Below are 16,610 nucleotides of genomic sequence, written 5' to 3' on the forward strand. Positions count from 1 at the left end.
CCGGACGGCCAGTGTGCTGAATGCGCATTGTATTCAGCACGCCCCCGACAAACTATCAGCGACTGGTGATTTCAACAGAGCCAAATAGTCGCGCAGAAGCGTCGTCGCGGCGGCGGTTCCCGTTCCGATACCGGCTCAGCATAATACAAGGTGGAGCCTCCGACCTCAAGGAGCGAGCGGAGCGAGCGAGTAGGTCGGAGAGGAGACCGACCCCGGCACTACACCAGCCACGTTCGATTGTCGGCCAACTCCTCACAGAATCGTTACTAATTTAAAAACAAGAGAATACATCTGAAGTACGGATGGAGGTCCGCCGCACCGTCCCTGTCAAGCTCAATGTGGCCGACAGCGACGCCGACCTCCTCCATGAAACTATCTCCGAGTTCCTGTGGGCAGCCAACTACGTCGTCGACCACGCCTAGCAAGGCGAGTATAAAACGACGAGCAAAGCCCAACTCCAACAGAAAACCTACGACGACGTGCGGGCTGAGACACGGTTACAAGCGAATCTCGTTCAGAATGCTCGCAACAAGGCTGCCGACGCCGTCCAAAGCGTCGTCGGCCGCTGGAAACAAGGCGACTACGCGGGGAAACCGTCCTTTTCCGCCCCCACACTCGTCTACGACAAACGCTGTGCGACGTTCAACGACGACCATGCGACGCTCTCAACCGTCGAAGGCCGCATCACGGCCGAGTACGTCCTTCCCGACGAGAGCCGCGAGACGCCCCACTCGGAGTACCTGTTCAACGACGACTACGACGTAACGGGCGCAGAACTCCACTACCGCGACGGCGAGTTCTACCTTCACGTCCGCACAAAGGCGGATGTGGAGTTCGAGACTGCCGACGAAGGCAACGACGAGCACAGCACAGTCCTCGGCGTTGACCTCGGCATCGAAAACGTCGCCGTCACGTCAACAGGCACGTTCTGGAACGGCGCAGAGCTGAATCACTGGCACCGCGAGTTCGAGAAGCGACGCGGGTCACTCCACCAGCGCGGGACGCGAGCCGCTCACAAAACCATCCAGTCGGTCGGACGCACCGAGACGGGCCGCTACGACCACTTCTTACATACCGTCTCGAAAGAACTCGTCGCGGAAGCCCTCGAATACGACTGTGACGTGATCGCGTTCGAGAATCTGACCGGCATTCGTGAGCGGATGCCGAACGCCAAGAGGTTCCACGGGTGGGCGTTCCGACGCCTGTTCGAGTACGTCGAGTACAAAGCCGAGATGGTCGGCGTCTCGGTTGAACAGGTGAGTCCTGCCTACACCTCCCAGCGATGTTCGAAGTGTGGGACGACACTCCGAGAGAACCGCAAGACACAAGAGCGGTTCTACTGCCAGAAGTGCGGTTACGAAGTGAACGCTGACTACAACGCGGCAAAGAATATCGGTCTGAAGTATCTCCGCTCGACGCAAACGTCGTCGGGCGGAGGCGCACCCGTAAACGTGCGCTTGAATCGCGGGACGTTGAATGTGAACGGCGATTACGAGCCTGCCGCCGACGGCGGCCAGAACAGGAGTCCACGCGAAAGCCCCACCCTCAACGAAGCGAACGGCAACGCCGTGAGCGAGTAGGGTGGGGTAGTTTACTCGTCAGTCCACTTGATCGAGCAGCCCTGCGACGGCGTCGCCTCCAAGGGTATCTCCTCGCCGGCCAGAAGCGCCGCCACGGCCTCGCGCATCTCGTGGCGAGTCGGCTCCTCGTCGGGCGTCATCGCGTCGTCGATTCGGGACTGGAACGCGAGCCTGAACGCGTCGCCGTCGCGCTCGAAGAGGAAGGGGTCGGGCGTGCAGACGGCTCCGTATGTGCGGGCCACGTCCTGCGATTCGTCACGGAGATAGGCGGTGAACCGGATCTCGCCGTCGTCGACGCGCTCTCGCATCCGCTCGTAGGAGTCGTCGGGGTACTCCTCGGCGTCGTTCGGGTTGATCCCGACGACCGCGAGGTCGTCGTACGTCTTGGCGAGGTGGTTCAGTTCGTCGACCTTCGCCTCCGCGTAGGGACAGTGGTTGCAGGTGAAGACGACGAGCAGCGCCTCGTAATCGCCGAAGTCCGAGAGCGAGTACGTTTCGCCGTCGGCGCCGGGAAGCTCGAACGCCGGCGCCTCGTCGCCCCGCGACAGCTCCGATTCGGACTGGACTAGAACCATACCGACTCTAAGACGGCGCGGGGGAAATACGTTGTTCGTCCGGGCGCACGGCGGGCGGACGCGAACGGCTGCCGGCCGGCGGTCTCACTCGACGCTGACGAGGTAGACTGCGACGAGGCCGAGGCCGATTCCGAGGAGCTTCCGCGCGGTCACAGACTCGTTCAGGAACGCGATCCCGAGGAGCGAGCTGAGCACGAGGAACATCCCGAAGATCGGGGAGACGACGCTGACGGGGCCGAGCGACAGGGCCCGGTAGTACGCGAGGATCCCCACCGTCAGGCAGACGCCCGCGAGGACGACGTATCCCGCTTTCGGATGGAGCACGTACCCCAGCGCGTCCTCCCGGTTGTACAGGACGATCACCGCCGTCAGGACCACGAGGATCGTGTTCGTCATCATCGTCGCGACGTTGCTCGGGATCTTCGCCGTCCCTGTCGTCGCGATCCGCATGAACGGGGCGACGAGGGAGTACGCGACGAGCGCGAGGATCGCCCACGGGAGATAACTCATACCTCTTCGTCCGACCATCTACCGATTCATCGTTTCGATCCGGGGACGGTAGTCGGGGCAGCGCACGCTCCCGCGGTCAGTCGTCGGCGGCCGACGGCGTCGGGGGAGCGTCCGCCGCCGCGTCGCGGACGATCCGCCAGCCGAGTCCGAGCGCGAGCACGCCGAGCACGGAGACGACCCCGAAGGAGAACCCCAGCCCGACTTCGTCGAGGAGAAACCCGAACACCGGCGGAGCGACGGCGCCGCCGAGCGAGATGCCGATCGTCACCATCGCGAAGTTCTTGCCGAGGTCCGCCCGCGCGGAGAGCTGATCCGCGAGCGCCGATCGCGCGGGGCGGGAGAGGCTGATACTGCCGCTGAACACGAGAACGATACCGAGCGCGAGCGTCGGCAGCGCGAGCGTGGCGAGGAGAGCGGCGACGACGGCGAGCACGGCGTAGCTCGCGATCACGACCGGCCCGGCTCCGACCCGGTCGGTGAGCCCGCCCCCGACGAGGATCAGTCCCGCGCCGATCGCGAGCATCGCGGAGACGACGACGTTCGCGGTCCCGGCCGGGAGGCCGTAGCCCGACGCGAGGAGGCTCGGGGTGTACGTGCGGATCGTCCACGCCGCCGCGGAGGTGAGGAAGGCGAGGACCGTGAGCGCGAGGATACCGCGCGAGGCCGCGAGCGTCCGGAGCAGCGCCTGCACGCGGCCGGGGACCGAACGGAGGGTGGGACGCCCGTCGGGCCGCGCTTGCAGCCCCGGCCGGGTGATCTCCTCGTCGACGCCGCGGAAGGAGAGCAGGCAGTAAACGGCGTAGACCGCGCCGAACGCGGCGAGCGCGCCGATCGCGACGCGCCAAGAGAACCCGAGCGCGGTCGTCGCGGCGACGACCGCGTACGGGGACGCGAGCCCGACCGCGCCGCCGAAGGCGTGCGCGCTGTAGGCCCGGCCGCGGTTCGCATCGGTCGAGACGGCCGCGAGAAGCGGGTAGTGCGCCGGGTGGTGGCCGGCGACGCCGATCCCGAGGACCACCTGCGAGCCGAGCAGCCACGCGTACGAGGGCGCCAAGGCCGTGAGTACCGCGCCGAGCGTTCCGACCACGAGCGAGATCCCGAGGACGAGCGTCCGGCTGTGGGCGTCTGAGACGTACCCGAAGGGCAGTTGCAGGGCGAGCACGACCGCGTTCTGCACGCCGATCGCGAGGCCGATCGCGGCGAGGCTCACGTCGAACCGAGCGGCGAGGACCGTCACGATCGGGGCCAACATCACGAGGTACGTGTGGTTCACGAAGTGCGAGCCCGCGACGAGGGCGACCACGCGACGGTTCTGCGAGTCGGTCACGTCGGAACGTCGCGGCCGGAGCGAAATATACTCGCCGGAAGCGATCCGGCGCGGGAGCCGTGCGCGATCAGCGCTGCGGAACGCGCTGGCCCGCACGCCAGCGGTCCTCTCGGCGCGTCCAGACCTCGGCGAAGGCGTCGAAAAAGTCGGTATCGGTGTCGACGACGACGTGCTCGGCGCGGAGCGTCCGCGCCCGCGCGGCGACGTCGTCGACGTGGGCGGCGAGCCGATCCCGGTACGCCGCTGCGGTCGAGCCGGCGAAGTACGACCGGTGGGTCGAGCCGGTCTCGGGATCCTCGAAGACGGCGTCGCCGACGACGTCGGGATCGCGCTCCGCTGGCGCGACCACGTGCACGAGTAGCACGTCGCTGCGTCCGAACGCCGCGAGGCCGTCTCCGATCTCGTCGGGATCCTCGAGGAAATCGCTCACGACGACGACGAGCGAGCGCGAGCGGATCGTTCGGGCGTAGGCGTCGAGCGCCGCCACGAAGTCCGTTCGCCCCCCCGGGTCGGTCCCGTTCAGCGAGTCGAGGAGACCGAGCAACTCACCGCGCGTCGACCCGCCGCGGTCGAGGCGCTCGGCGTCGTCGCCGAACGTCGCAAACCGGAACGAATCGTGCCCCGCGGCCGCGAAGTAGGCGAACGCGAGAGCGAGTCTCGAGCCGTACTCGAATTTGTTCGCGTCGCCGTCGCCGAAGTCCATCGAGGCGGAGGCGTCGAGGAGCACGTGGACTGTGAGGTCGCGCTCGGCCTCGTACTGTTTGATGAAGTACTCGTCCGTCCGCGCGTAGACCCGCCAGTCCACCAGTCTGACGTCGTCGCCGGGCGTGTATCGCCGGTAATCGCTGAACGTCAGCCCCTCGCCGACGTTCGGCGACTGCTGTTCGCCCTGGCGCCGCGAGTCGGTCCGGTGCCGCAGCGACGCCTCCAGCCGCGCCAGTTCGTCGAGGAAGGCGGGGTCGATCGGCATCTCAGAGCAGGTCCGAGACGGCGTCGTCGGGCGTGATCCCCTCGCGCTCGGCGCGGAAGTCGACGATCAGCCGGTGTCGGAGAACCGGGTGCGCCATGGCCTCGACGTCCGCCCACGAGACGTGCGAGCGCCCCTCGAGGAACGCGCGCGCCTTCGCGGCGAGCACGAGGCCCATACTCGCTCGGGGGCTCGCGCCGAACTCGACGTTCTCGGCCGTCCGCGTCGAGCGGACCAGATCGATCACGCCGTCGCGCACGTCGTCGGCGATGGGCACCTGTCGCGTCAGTTGTTGGGCGCGCTGGAGCCCGTCGCGAGAGAGCACGCGATCGACCGCCGGGTCGGGCGCGCCGGTCGTGTACCGGTCGACGATCTCCCGCTCCTCGTCGCGGCCGGGGTAGTCGACGAGGATTTTCAGGAGGAAGCGGTCGGTCTGCGCTTCGGGCAGGGGGTAGGTGCCCTCCTGATCGATGGGGTTCTGCGTCGCGAGCACGAAGAACGGTCGGGGGAGTTCGCGCGTCTCGCCGGCGGTCGTCACCTGCTTTTCCTGCATCGCTTCCAGGAGCGCCGCCTGCGTCTTCGGCGTCGCGCGGTTGATCTCGTCGGCGAGGACGATGTTCGCGAACACCGGCCCGCGCTCGAAGACGAACTCCCGCTCGCCGTTGACTTCCCGGATGATTTCGGTCCCGGTGATGTCGGCCGGCATCAGGTCGGGGGTGTTCTGGATGCGCGAAAAGGAGAGGTCCGTCGCCTCCGCGATCGTCCGAACGAGCGTCGTCTTCCCGAGCCCGGGGTTGCTCTCGATCAGCGCGTTGCCGTCACAGAGCAGACAGACGAGCAGCTGCTCGACGACGTCTGACTGCCCGACGATCCGCTTTGCGACCTCCTCGCGGAGGGCGGCGAGTCTGCGCTGTATCCGGTCGATCTCCTCGTTCGTGGCGTTCATAGTATCGTGTAGCTAGGTGGTCGCGCCGCCGTCGCGTTCCTCGTCGAGCTCCCTGATCCGCAAATTGTACTCGCGGACGAGTTCGGCGTCCTCGATCCGCTCTTCGCCCGCGAAGCCGGCCTGCTGGCTGTCGAACTCGCCGCTGCCGCCGCCACCGCCGAACCCGTCGGACGGCCCGGTCGGCCCGCCGCCTTCCCCCTCCCCGGTTCCGGGGACCGAGATGTTCTCGAGGTCGTCGCCGGCCTCGACGTCCTCGCGGTCGCCGAGGATCTGATCGCCGTCCTGCAATTCGTCGTCGTCGGGCTGTTGGACGCCGGCGTCCCCGGAGCCGCCGAGAAGCCCCGACACGTCGGGGTTGACGATCGCGACCTGCACGCTCGCGAGGCTCACGAGGGCGACGAGCAGCACCGTCGCCGCGACGCGGCGCGCATCGACGAGGTCGAGGCTCGACGTCTCGCCGAGCGTCTCGACGACGTCGTCGTAGAGCCGGCGGGCCATCTCGGTGTCGCTTCCGCCGTCGACGGCGTCGCGGGCGGTCCGCAGCGCCTCCTCGATCACCGGGTTCGCCGACTCGAACTGCTCGACGAGCGGGCGTCGGAGCCGGTGGGCGAGCGACGCGGCGAACGCGACGAGCCCGGCCGCGACGGCGACGAACGAGGCGACCTGCACCGTCCGAGGAGCGAACTCGCCGAGGAGCGGGAGCGCCCGAAGCGGTTCGACCGCGACGGCCGGGAGGCCGACGGCGCCGGCGAGCGCCGACGGCTCGAACAGCGTCAGAGCGAGGTTCGCGACGAGCGCGACGAGCGCGGCCTCGACGGCGGCCTGAACGACCGCGGCCTTCTGTACCTCGCGTCTGACCTCCGCGAGCGCGGCGCGGATGCGGTCCGACGACGGCGATTCCGACGACGACGAATCGGGCGACAGCGATTCCGACGACGACGAATCGGGCGACAGAGAATCAGGCGCATCGAGAGCGGGCCCGGAAGACCCGGAATCGGTGTCCGAAGCGCCCGAAACGTCGGAAGCGTCGTCCGTCGACTCGCCCTCTTCGAATCCGGAATCGGTATCGAACCGGAAGCCGTCGTCGCTATCTCTCGACATTCTCACACTCCTCCGGAACGTCGTCGTTCTCCTCTCGCCACTGCGCACAGAGCGATTCGAGGTCCTCGCGGTACCGGTCGCGCTCCGCGCGGGTGTCCGCGATCGTCTCGTTTTGCGTCTCCACCCGTCGCTGGAGGTCCGCGACCTGCGATTCGAGCGAATCGATCCGGTCGCGCGCCGACCGCAGGTCCTCTCGGAGCTGTTCGTTCTGCCCTCTGAGCTGCTCGTTCTGGGTCTCGACCTCCGAGACGCCCGACTGATACAGCACCGTGGCTCCGACGGTCCCCGCCGCGAGGACCAGGAGAGCGACGACGAGCGCGAGGTTCAGGGGACGACCGACGAACGTCACGGGAGGCCTCCGTCAGACGTGGTATTTCGGCGACGAACTTGAAGCCGCCGGTAGCTCACCTCGGCGGTGAAAAGCAGGAGCCCGGCGGCGAGGAACAGCCACGTCCAGTCGGTCCGAACGGGCTGGACGCCGCGGGCGCGCTGCGTCGCGAACCGCGCGATCTCCCTCCCCTGTGCAGCGGTGAACTCCCGTCCGCCGGTGTCGTCGACGAGCGAATCGAGCGACGGGTCCGGGCCGAACGCCGCGTACTCGCGCGGGTAGTTCGCGGCGTACGTCGCCCCGAGCACCTCGAAGTAGCCCGTCTCCGCGGGCGTCACGGTCGCCTGGTAGGTCTCCTCGCCGACGCGGCGGAACGAAACGTCATCGGTGTCCGCGTCCGGGCGCTCGCTCCCGCGGTACGTCGCGGTCGTCGACTCGCCGACGCGCGTGTCGGGGATCCCGGTGATCCCCGTCGCCTTCCGCTCGGGGTCGCCGACGGCATAGTTGGTCGTCCGCGTCAGGAGCAGCGAGTCCGGCTCGCGCAGCAGGCCGTCGAGCGTCCCGTCCTCGCCGTGGGCGGTGATCGTCGCCACGCGGCCGAGACCGTACCGCCACGTCGCGAGCGCGGGCTGGCCGCTCTCGCCGGCGACGAGGAAGTCCGCGCCCCGGCGGACCGTGACGTCGTTGAACCGCGCCGGCGACGACGTCAGCGTGACGCCCGAGGTGACGAACGCGCGGCGGTCGAGGACGACGAGGCCGGACTCGCCCGGGGCGCCCCCGCCGCCGAAGAGGATGCCGAGCCGCGTCGCCTCCGTCGCCCGGAAGTAGCTGCCGCCGCCCGCGCCGGCGATGGCCTGCATCGTCCGCTCGTTGATCCGCTCGCCCGCGCCGACGGTGACGACGCGCACGCCGCGATCGGACAGTCGCGAGGCGGCCGCGGCGGCCTCGTCGGGGTTGTCGTGGCCGTCGCTGACGAGGATCACCGTCCCCGGCCGGTCCCCGAGCAGTTCGCCGCTGCCCCGGATACCCGCGGCGATGTCGGTCGCGCCGCCCGCGCGGAGCCGCTGGATCTTGTCCGCGAGCTCGCCGCGGTTACGCGACAGCGGGTCGATCGCGGCGACGCGGTACGCCTGGTAGTTGAACCCCACCAGCCCGACCTCGTTCTCGTCGCCGAGTTGGTCCAGCACCGACAGGGCGGCGGACTTCTGGATCCGCATTCCCTCCGCCGCGCTCCCGGAGACGTCGACGGCGAGGACGATGGTCGTCGCGCGCGGTTCGCCCTCGCCGGTCGAGACCGGCAGCATCGACGCGAGGTTCGAGCCCCCGTAGCCGCCGCCATCGAACGAGTTGGGACCGCCGACGACGAGGAGGCCGCCGCCGCCGATGACGAACTCCTGCAGTCGGTCGACGTTCCCGACCGCGTCGGCGGGGGCGTCCTGCACGACCACCGCGTAGTACGGCGAGAGGTCCTCGGGAACGTCTTCTGCGGTCTCGACGTCGTACAGCCGATCGAGGTAGTCGCGGAAGGGGTACTCGCCCGGCGAGACGTACAGGATCCGCGGCTGCTCGACCACGCGGACCGTCTTCCTGAAGGCGTCGTTCGCGGAGAACCGGTCGGAGACGTCCGTCTCGGCGGTGATCGTGTGGCTGCCGGTCGACTCGAACGTGTGATTGAACGCGAGGGTCTCGGGGGCGTCCTCCGTCGTCCGTTCGAGCACCCGCTCGCCGTCGACCCGCACGGTCACCGTCGCGGAGGCGTTCGGCCCCACGCCGTCGATCCGAGCGGCGAACCGGTTCTCGACCCCGAGGCTGACCTTCTCGGGCCCCTCGACGGTCACGTACCGTTCCGCGGTGCGCGGTTCCGGCGACACGACCGAGACCGTGGCGTTGACAGACCGCGCCAGTTCCGTGGTCTCCTGAAGCGACTGGCCGCTCGTCACGCGGCCGTCGCTGAGCAGGACGAGGTTCCCGTCCTCCCGCACGTTCGCCGCGACCGCGTCGCCGACGGGCGAGGAGTCCGCCGCGCCGATCGGGACCCGGCGGACGGAGACGCCCGATTCCTCGATGGACTCGACGAGCGGCTCGTCCACGTTCTGCGTGACGGCCATACTGTCCGACTCGTCCACCAGAAGCGTCACGCTGGGATCGCCGGCCGTCAGCTGAGACTGGACCGTGTAGGGACCGGCCGCCGAGAGCACGACGAGCGCGACGACGGCGACGCGCGCGACGAGGAACCACCGCCGCGAGCGGGTCGACGCCGCGCCCGACGCGTCGCGGAAGACGAGCGCCCAGAGGGCGAGCGCCGCGACCGGGAGCGCGAGGAGGAAGACGGGGCGTGCGAGTCCGACAGAGAGCGCCTCCGTCAGCGACGCCTCGACCATCAGAGGTCACCCCGGCGGCGGAGGAAGGCCACCTCGCCGATCGCGGCCGCGACGATCCCGAGCGCGACGAACTCGGTCAGCGGGTTGGGGACCGTCCGCTCCTCCTCGCGGGTGGTCGGTCCGCCGTCGCCAGTCTCGCCCGAGTCGAGATCGGGGGCCGTCACGTCGGACTCGGCGGGGCTGAGCAGCGAGGCGCTGTAGCGCGTTCCGTCCGCGGCGTAGAAGCCGGCGTCGGTCGCCTCGACCGCGGAGGCCGTCACCTCACCGCGCGGCGTCTGTACCGTCGTCTCGTTCTCGAACGTGAGCCGGTCGCCGGTCGCGCGGTTCAGCTCCGCGAGCGACCGCCGGTCGGCCAGCGCGTAGACGCTCCGCTTCCAGAAGATCGGGTACTCGAAGTCGTATTTGAACGTCGAGGCGGACTCGACGTACCCGTAGTAGAGCACCCGCCCGCCCCCGCGGTTGTCGGTCGCGACGATCGGCGTGCCGCCGGTCGTCGAGAGGAGCGCCCGCCCCGAGCGGAGGTCGCCGCGGACGTACCGTTCCGGCGGCGGGAACGTGATATCCCGCGTGAGTTCGTCCTCGGCGGGGGCCGCCAGCGTCGGGTTCGACTCCATTCCGTCGGGAGCGAGAAGCAGCAGGTCGCCGTAGGCGTCGGCGGGCAGCCGCTCCTGTGCCTGAATCCCGACCCCGCCGCCGGCGGCCAGCGCGTCGCGACCGGCACCGACGTGCGCGCCGTCTAGGGCATCGCCGTCGACGTTGCTGTAGAGCACCACGTCGTAGGCCTCGCCCGGCGGGTCCGGGATCGACTCCGGCGGTTCCGCGACGGTCAGTTCGACCGGATCGATCACCGACAGCGCCGTCGTCAGGTAGCGGTTCTCGTCGTTGGTCACGAGGAGAACGTCGATCGCGGCGTCCTCGGGGGCGGCGACGTACGCGACGTCGTCGGTCGGGAACGAGTCGCCGGGCGAGAGGCGCACCTCACCGCCGCCCGCGGGGACCGGAAGCGTGACGCTGCGGACGTCGCCGGGTTCGAGCGAGACGGTCTCGCGCTCGTCGCCGAGGGAGACGCGGCGGGTCGCCGCCTCTTCGCCGAAGTTCTGCACCGAGACGGTCACCCGCTCGCCGGAGAACCGCCGGTCGACGATCCCGACGTTCCCCGCGCCGCCCGCGTCGAACTGCCGGAGGTCGACCGTCAGCCCGCGGGCCCGCGCGGCCTGTACCGCCGACTCCCAGTCGCCCCCGCCGGCGAAGTCGCTGAGGACGACGATCCGGGCGCTCTCGCCGGCGACGCTCGTCGCGCGCTGGACCGCCGTGCGGAGATCGCCCGGCGCGTCCGAGACGCGCAACGAGGAGAGCGTCTCTTCCGCCTCGCCGCCGGTGCCGCCGCGGAGGACGATCGAAGCGTCGCCGTCGGCGGCAGCGAGGCGCGCTGGACCAGCAGCTGGACTTCCCCCAGAGACGACGACCGAGGTCGTCGAGGTGGTCGCGCCCCGCGCGGCGTCGATCGCGCGGTCGAACCGACTCGCGCCGTCGGCCTCGACAGCCATACTCGCGCTGGCGTCGACGACGATGACGGTCTCTTCGACCGTCTCGGACTCGGAGACCGGGACGTAGGGCGTCGCGAGCGCGGTCGCGAAGAGCAGGATCGCGAGGAGCTGCAAGAGCAAGAGCGCGCTTCGCTTCAGCCGTTCGAGTAGCGGCGTCGACGACGACGTGCCGTCGGCGTCGCTCAGAAACCGGACCGTCGGCAGCGTCACCCGGCGGGGGTCCGGGCGGACCAGATACAGGAGTATCACGGGAACGGCCGCGAGGAGGGCGGCGAGGCCGAGCGGGGAGGCGAAGACGTCCGAGAGGGCCATCGTGGGAGAGGCGGTGCGCCGGGGTATTGGGCCTTTCCCACCGCGGGCGGCGGCGCGGTAACGCGACGGGCGGCGGCGCGGTAACGCGACGGGCGGCGGCGCGGTAACGCGACGCCGTGACGCCCCCGCGAGAGCGCGGGGAGAGCAAATCATTTCAATGGGGACCGCCTCGGGTTCCGTATGGAAGCGAAGCGGGAACTGCTCGACCTGTTGCTGAGCGACGCTCGACAGAGCACCGAGGACATCGCGCGCCAACTCGGTGTCGACGCAGCAACGGTCGAGGCACTGGTCGACGAGCTGGAGGCCGACGGCGCGGTCCGCGGCTACCAGGCGGTCGTCGACTGGGACAGCGTGGACGAACCGCACGTCCGCGCGGAGGTCGAGCTGAACGTCGAGCTCGACCGCGAGACCGGCTACGAGGAGATCGCGCGGCGGATCGCGAAGTTCCCCGCGGTGTCGTCGCTGCGGCTCATCTCCGGGAGCTACGACTTCGCCGTCGACGTCGAGGGCGAGTCGATGCACGACGTCTCGACGTTCATCTCCGAGCAGATCGCGCCGATACCGGAGGTCACCCAGACGGTGACGCACTTCGTGATGACGACGTACAAAGAGCGCGGCGTCTACTTCGGCGACGGCGACGACGACGAGCGCCTCTCCGTCTCGCCATGAACGAGACGAGACAGAACCCGCTCTCCCAGCGAGCGCGGGAGACGCCGCCGTCGGGGATCCGGCGCTTCTTCGAGCTCGCCGAGGAGATGGACGACCTCATCTCCCTCGGCGTCGGCGAGCCGGACTTCTCGGCTCCGTGGGCCGCCCGCGCGGCCGCGATCGACTCGCTGGAACGCGGCCGGACGTCGTACACCGCCAACCGGGGGCGACGCGACCTCCGCGAGCGGATCGCCGCGCACGTGACGCGCTATGACCTGTCGTACGACCCCGAGGAGGAGATCCTCGTCAGCACGGGCGCGAGCGAGGCCGTCGACCTCGCGATGCGCGCGCTCGTCGACCCCGGCGACGCCGTCGCCGTGCCGCAGCCCTCGTACATCTCCTACGGTCCGACGGTGTCGTTCGCCGGCGGCGACGTGGTACCGGTACAGACGCGCGCGGAGAACGACTTCGTCCTCACGTACGAGGACCTCGAAGCGGCCGGCGCCGAGGAGGCGTCGGCGCTCGTGCTCTGTTACCCGAACAACCCGACGGGCGCGGTGATGACGCGCGAGGAGCTCGCGGAGGTCGCCGAGTTCGCCCGCGAGCACGACCTGTTCGTCCTCTCCGATGAGATCTACGCGGCGCTGCGGTACGAGGACGAACACGTCTCGATCGCGACGCTCCCGGGGATGCGAGAGCGGACCGTCGTCTTCAACGGCTTCTCGAAGGCGTACGCGATGACGGGAATGCGGTTGGGCTACGCGCTCGGTCCCGCGGAAGTGATCGGCGCGATGAATCGCATCCACCAGTACACGATGCTGTCGGCGCCGACGACCGCGCAGTTCGCCGCGATCGAGGCGCTTGAGTCCTGCGACGACGACGTCGAGGAGATGCGGAGGGAGTTCAATCGGCGTCGCCAGTTCGTCATCTCGCGCTTCAACGAGCTCGGGATGGACTGTTTCGAGGCGAAGGGCGCGTTCTACGTCTTCCCGAAGTGTCCGTCCGGCTGGGAGGACGACGAGGCGTTCGCGGAGGCGCTCATCCGCGAGGAGCGCGTCGCGCTCGTCCCGGGCCGCGTCTTCGGCGAGTGCGGCGCGGGTCACCTGCGGGTCTCCTACGCCGCCGGGATGAGTGAGCTCAAGGAGGCGCTGAACCGGATCGAATCGTTCGTCGGCTCCGAGTGAGCCGAACCGATGTTTCAAACCACAAAGTATTATTTGGGAGGGTATCCTGCGTTGGGACGAATGGAAACGGGTGGCGGTGCCGATGGCACAGCCGTCGGTGCCACCGTGGGCGTTGCAACCGCGCTCGACGAACTGAAATCTCGCGGAAGCGCGCTGCTGGTCGTCGGCGCAGTACCGGACGAAGTCTACGCACGGGCGTCGAAGTGTATGCTCGGCGGGGCGCACGGCGAGCCGCGGCGCCGCCTCGTCGTCGAAGAACCGACGGGAATCGACGGCCGCCTCGAAGACGTCACGCAGTGGACGCCCGAGTGGACGCGAATACTGCAGTTCGACGCCGTCTCGCACCGCTCGACTGCCGCTGAGAACGGCCCTGATACCGCCTCGGCGTTCGAGCTCGGGCCGTCTTCGGGAGCGGATCAAGCGGCGCCGACCCGGATCAACGCGGGGGCTGAGGCCGGCGGAATCGACGTCGAACCGGTCGGTGCCGGAGACGGACCGGCAGACGTGACGACCGTCGTCGAGGGATCGATCGCGGATATTGGGATCGAAATCGCCGACGCCATCGAACAGTTCGACGCGGTCGCCGGCGGGCTCGCCGCCGCGGAGTTGCGCGTCGCCTTCGACTGCGTCGTGTCGCTCCTGTCGACGTACGACGAACAGACGGTCTTTCGCTTCCTCCACGTGTTCGCGAACAACGTTCGGTTGGCCGGCGGAATGGGACACGTCAGGCTGCCGAAGCCGCTGGATTCGGAGACGACCCAGCTGCTCGCCCCGCTTTTCGACGCGGTTGTCGAGTTGCGGCTCGACGGGACCGAAGCGCAGCAGCGGTGGCACTTCCGCGACTCCGAGGTCGCCTCGGAGTGGCTGCCGATTGACCTCGATTAGGACGGTCTCGGGGGGACCGACGTCGGCGCACAGCACCAGTACGCTTTTTGCCGAGTGAGTGAAGTATTGGCACGATGGATGGGTTCGGACGTCGCCGGGGGCGGGGGACTGACGATGCGGCAGCGAACCGATCGGATCACCTCCAGATCGCGTTCGACGCCGCGGCCGACGCGGCGGGCGTCGTCGTTTCTGATCCGATCGAGCGCAGTCAGTTCGTCCTCTCGACGCCGGAGCAGGTGCAGCCGCGGAAGACCGATCCCGACGCGTTCCGGTTCCCGGCCGACGCGGCCGTCCGCGTTCGGACCGACCGAATCGACCTAGAGACCGTGGTCGCGGTCTGCGTCCGCGACGGCGACAGCGAGATGCTCGCGCAGGTCGAGCACTTCGCGGACCAGTCGTTCCCGGACGGGACCTACAGCATCGAGCTGTTCGCGCCGATCAAACTGTACGTCCGCGTCGACGCGCCGCTTCGGGTCGTTTCGGACGCGACGCGGACGCGACTGGAGTTCGGCGAGGAGACCGAGGTGATCGTGGGCGCGCGCTCGCATCACAAGCGGCCGGCGGCGACGATACGGACGGGCGACCGTCCGAAGGAGATGATGCGCGCGGTCTCTCTGCTCGGATCCGCGCTGAAGACCACGAGCGTCGAGCGGTCGTACCCGACGCTCCGGGGCCATCCGCCGCTGATCGAGCGCGGCTCACGGTTCGAGGCCCCCGACGGGCTCGAGCCGCCGGAGACGGGCGTCCGAATCGAGATGCCGTCGACCCGCCGACACGTCTACGTCGTCGCGCCGCTGGCGTACTACCTCGGCGCAGCGGTCGTGCCGGGGGAATCGCCCCGCATCGTGACCGACGAGGGTTTCGCGCACGAGTTGGGTTCCGCCGACGCGTTCGAGCCCTCGGTCGAGCGTGTCCTCAAGCAGACGTTCTTTTTGGACTGCCTGACGCGGACAGAGGGGTACTACGAGGTCGACCTCCACGAGCGTCGCGAACTCGGTTCGGCGCTCGGGCTCGATTTCGCCGACCTCTACGACAGACCGACCGGCGCGCAGCTCGAGGCGTACCTCGACATCCCGTACGAGACCGTCGAACCCCACATTCCGGAGTGGAAGCTCACCGCGCACGTCGCGCCGACCGCGGCGAACGTGGAGCTGCTCCCGTTCGTCGCGAACGACCTCGCGGTCGTCACGACGCCGGCCTCGGAGCCGGCATCGGGGTCGGCCGTGCAGGCGAGCGCCGTCGGCGGATTCCTCCGGGGCCGGACGACAGCCGCCAACGCCGCTTCGCCACTGTCCGATCGTGGCGGCCCCGCCGAATCAGACGCGGCCGCCGCGCCCGGTGAGTTCACGCGGAGCGCGAGCACCCGGAGCGTCTCTCGGAGCCCCGAGACCCGGCGACCGGAAGCCGAGCGGACGTACGTCCAGCCCCCCGAGACCGACTCGCTCGAACAGGCGTGGGTCGGACCGGGCATCCCGATCGGCGCGAGCAAGGCATCGCTGCAGGCGTACCGGAACCGACTGTCGCGGGAGCCGGTCGAGGGCGACATCGGAATCACCGTCGTCTGCAACGACCCGAAGATGGCCGAAGAGCGCGACGCGGTCGAGGCGGTGTACGGCTCCCGCGAGGAGCTCCCGTTCGAGGTCCGGACCCACTACGAACTGCCGGTCGACGAGCTCAGGGAGGTCCTCGCGGCGAATACGGAGTTCCTCCACTACATCGGGCACATCGACGAGAGCGGGTTTCAATGCCCCGACGGCGCACTCGACGTGGAGACTGTCGACACCGTCGGCGTCGACTCGTTCCTCCTCAACGCGTGTCAGTCGTACGAGCAGGGGATGGAGCTCATTGAGCGGGGCGCGATCGCGGGAATCGTCACCCTGAGCGAGGTCGTTAACAGCGGCGCGGTCGACATCGGGCAGAGCCTAGCGCGACTGCTGAACTACGGCTTTCCGATTCGGATCTCGCTGGATATCGCAAAGCGCGACAGCTACATCGGGAGCGACTACATCGTCGTCGGCGACGGGAGTTTCTCGGTAGCGCAGGTGCAAGGCGCGCTGCCGAATATGTGTGAGATCACGCGGTCGGACGACGGCTTCGCGGTGGACTATCGGACCTACCCCTCGGCGGAGTACGAACTCGGCAGTCTGGTCGTCCCGTACATTCCGGACAACAACACGTACTACCTCTCGTCTGGCACAGCTGACGTCTTCGTGTTGTCAGACTCGGAACTGGAGGACTTCCTCTCGCTTGAGAACATACCGACACTGATCGACGGATCGCTGCGGTGGAGTAACGACTTATCGTTGGATACGCTTTGAA

At 68.8% G+C, this 16,610-nt stretch carries 13 protein-coding genes and 1 pseudogene; 5 read left to right on the top strand and 9 right to left on the bottom strand.

The window, feature by feature from the left end; translation table 11 throughout:
- Positions 1–302: 302 nt before the first annotated feature.
- A pseudogene (locus ACT3HL_RS09950) lies at positions 303–1,580 on the top strand (RNA-guided endonuclease InsQ/TnpB family protein).
- A gap of 11 nt (positions 1,581–1,591) precedes the next feature.
- Here ACT3HL_RS09950 and ACT3HL_RS09955 read toward each other — a convergent pair.
- From ACT3HL_RS09955 to ACT3HL_RS09995, 9 genes are all read right to left on the bottom strand, one after another.
- Positions 1,592–2,155, bottom strand: coding sequence for a redoxin domain-containing protein (locus ACT3HL_RS09955; protein WP_445086677.1), 564 nt, complete (start codon positions 2,153–2,155; stop codon positions 1,592–1,594).
- A gap of 84 nt (positions 2,156–2,239) precedes the next feature.
- Positions 2,240–2,665 (bottom strand): EamA family transporter, encoded by a 426-nt coding sequence (locus ACT3HL_RS09960; protein WP_445086678.1) that lies wholly within the window; start codon positions 2,663–2,665, stop codon positions 2,240–2,242.
- Positions 2,666–2,741: 76 nt separating this feature from the next.
- Positions 2,742–3,992, bottom strand: coding sequence for an MFS transporter (locus ACT3HL_RS09965; protein ID WP_445086679.1), 1,251 nt, complete (start codon positions 3,990–3,992; stop codon positions 2,742–2,744).
- A gap of 67 nt (positions 3,993–4,059) precedes the next feature.
- A complete protein-coding gene (locus tag ACT3HL_RS09970; RefSeq protein WP_445086680.1) occupies positions 4,060–4,962 on the bottom strand; it encodes a DUF58 domain-containing protein in 903 nt (300 codons plus the stop codon).
- Between the two features lies 1 nt (position 4,963).
- Positions 4,964–5,905 carry an AAA family ATPase gene (locus tag ACT3HL_RS09975; protein ID WP_445086681.1) on the bottom strand — a complete coding sequence of 314 codons (942 nt, stop codon included), beginning with the start codon at positions 5,903–5,905 and terminating at the stop codon, positions 4,964–4,966.
- Between the two features lie 12 nt (positions 5,906–5,917).
- Positions 5,918–7,006 (bottom strand): DUF7502 family protein, encoded by a 1,089-nt coding sequence (locus ACT3HL_RS09980; protein ID WP_445086682.1) that lies wholly within the window; start codon positions 7,004–7,006, stop codon positions 5,918–5,920.
- Positions 6,993–7,355, bottom strand: a complete 363-nt coding sequence (locus ACT3HL_RS09985; RefSeq protein WP_445086683.1) for a hypothetical protein — start codon at positions 7,353–7,355, stop codon at positions 6,993–6,995. The genes ACT3HL_RS09980 and ACT3HL_RS09985 overlap by 14 nt, the downstream gene beginning before the upstream one ends.
- The gene (locus ACT3HL_RS09990) at positions 7,352–9,715 is read right to left on the bottom strand and encodes a VWA domain-containing protein (protein ID WP_445086684.1); all 2,364 of its coding nucleotides are present in this window, start codon (positions 9,713–9,715) and stop codon (positions 7,352–7,354) included. Before ACT3HL_RS09990 ends, ACT3HL_RS09985 begins: the two co-directional genes overlap by 4 nt.
- Positions 9,715–11,574 carry a DUF7408 domain-containing protein gene (locus ACT3HL_RS09995; protein ID WP_445086685.1) on the bottom strand — a complete coding sequence of 620 codons (1,860 nt, stop codon included), beginning with the start codon at positions 11,572–11,574 and terminating at the stop codon, positions 9,715–9,717. Before ACT3HL_RS09995 ends, ACT3HL_RS09990 begins: the two co-directional genes overlap by 1 nt.
- Before the next feature lie 180 nt (positions 11,575–11,754).
- Here ACT3HL_RS09995 and ACT3HL_RS10000 point away from each other — a divergent pair, with 180 nt between their 5' ends.
- The 4 genes from ACT3HL_RS10000 (at position 11,755) to ACT3HL_RS10015 (ending at position 16,609) form a co-directional block, all read left to right on the top strand.
- Complete coding sequence (locus tag ACT3HL_RS10000) at positions 11,755–12,243, top strand: Lrp/AsnC ligand binding domain-containing protein (protein WP_445086686.1); 489 nt, start codon at positions 11,755–11,757, stop codon at positions 12,241–12,243.
- Positions 12,240–13,406 (top strand): aminotransferase class I/II-fold pyridoxal phosphate-dependent enzyme, encoded by a 1,167-nt coding sequence (locus ACT3HL_RS10005; protein WP_445086687.1) that lies wholly within the window; start codon positions 12,240–12,242, stop codon positions 13,404–13,406. The genes ACT3HL_RS10000 and ACT3HL_RS10005 overlap by 4 nt, the downstream gene beginning before the upstream one ends.
- A 60-nt stretch (positions 13,407–13,466) precedes the next feature.
- On the top strand, positions 13,467–14,291 hold the full coding sequence (locus ACT3HL_RS10010; protein ID WP_445086688.1) for a DUF7504 family protein: 825 nt from the start codon (positions 13,467–13,469) through the stop codon (positions 14,289–14,291).
- 74 nt (positions 14,292–14,365) lie between these two features.
- On the top strand, positions 14,366–16,609 hold the full coding sequence (locus tag ACT3HL_RS10015) for a hypothetical protein (RefSeq protein ID WP_445086689.1): 2,244 nt from the start codon (positions 14,366–14,368) through the stop codon (positions 16,607–16,609).
- Position 16,610 lies beyond the last annotated feature (1 nt).

The sequence above is a fragment of the Halobellus sp. GM3 genome (genome assembly GCF_052545375.1).

Excerpts from the sequence above, each read along its gene's own strand:
- ACT3HL_RS09990 (WP_445086684.1), bottom strand. The coding sequence starts at position 9,715 with ATGGTCGAGGCGTCGCTGACGGAGGCGCTCTCTGTCGGACTCGCACGC.
- ACT3HL_RS09980 (WP_445086682.1), bottom strand. The coding sequence starts at position 7,006 with ATGTCGAGAGATAGCGACGACGGCTTCCGGTTCGATACCGATTCCGGA.
- ACT3HL_RS09970 (WP_445086680.1), bottom strand. The coding sequence starts at position 4,962 with ATGCCGATCGACCCCGCCTTCCTCGACGAACTGGCGCGGCTGGAGGCG.
- ACT3HL_RS10010 (WP_445086688.1), top strand. The coding sequence starts at position 13,467 with ATGGAAACGGGTGGCGGTGCCGATGGCACAGCCGTCGGTGCCACCGTG.
- ACT3HL_RS10000 (WP_445086686.1), top strand. The coding sequence starts at position 11,755 with ATGGAAGCGAAGCGGGAACTGCTCGACCTGTTGCTGAGCGACGCTCGA.
- ACT3HL_RS09960 (WP_445086678.1), bottom strand. The coding sequence starts at position 2,665 with ATGAGTTATCTCCCGTGGGCGATCCTCGCGCTCGTCGCGTACTCCCTC.
- ACT3HL_RS10005 (WP_445086687.1), top strand. The coding sequence starts at position 12,240 with ATGAACGAGACGAGACAGAACCCGCTCTCCCAGCGAGCGCGGGAGACG.
- ACT3HL_RS10015 (WP_445086689.1), top strand. The coding sequence starts at position 14,366 with ATGGATGGGTTCGGACGTCGCCGGGGGCGGGGGACTGACGATGCGGCA.
- ACT3HL_RS09975 (WP_445086681.1), bottom strand. The coding sequence starts at position 5,905 with ATGAACGCCACGAACGAGGAGATCGACCGGATACAGCGCAGACTCGCC.
- ACT3HL_RS09955 (WP_445086677.1), bottom strand. The coding sequence starts at position 2,155 with ATGGTTCTAGTCCAGTCCGAATCGGAGCTGTCGCGGGGCGACGAGGCG.
- ACT3HL_RS09995 (WP_445086685.1), bottom strand. The coding sequence starts at position 11,574 with ATGGCCCTCTCGGACGTCTTCGCCTCCCCGCTCGGCCTCGCCGCCCTC.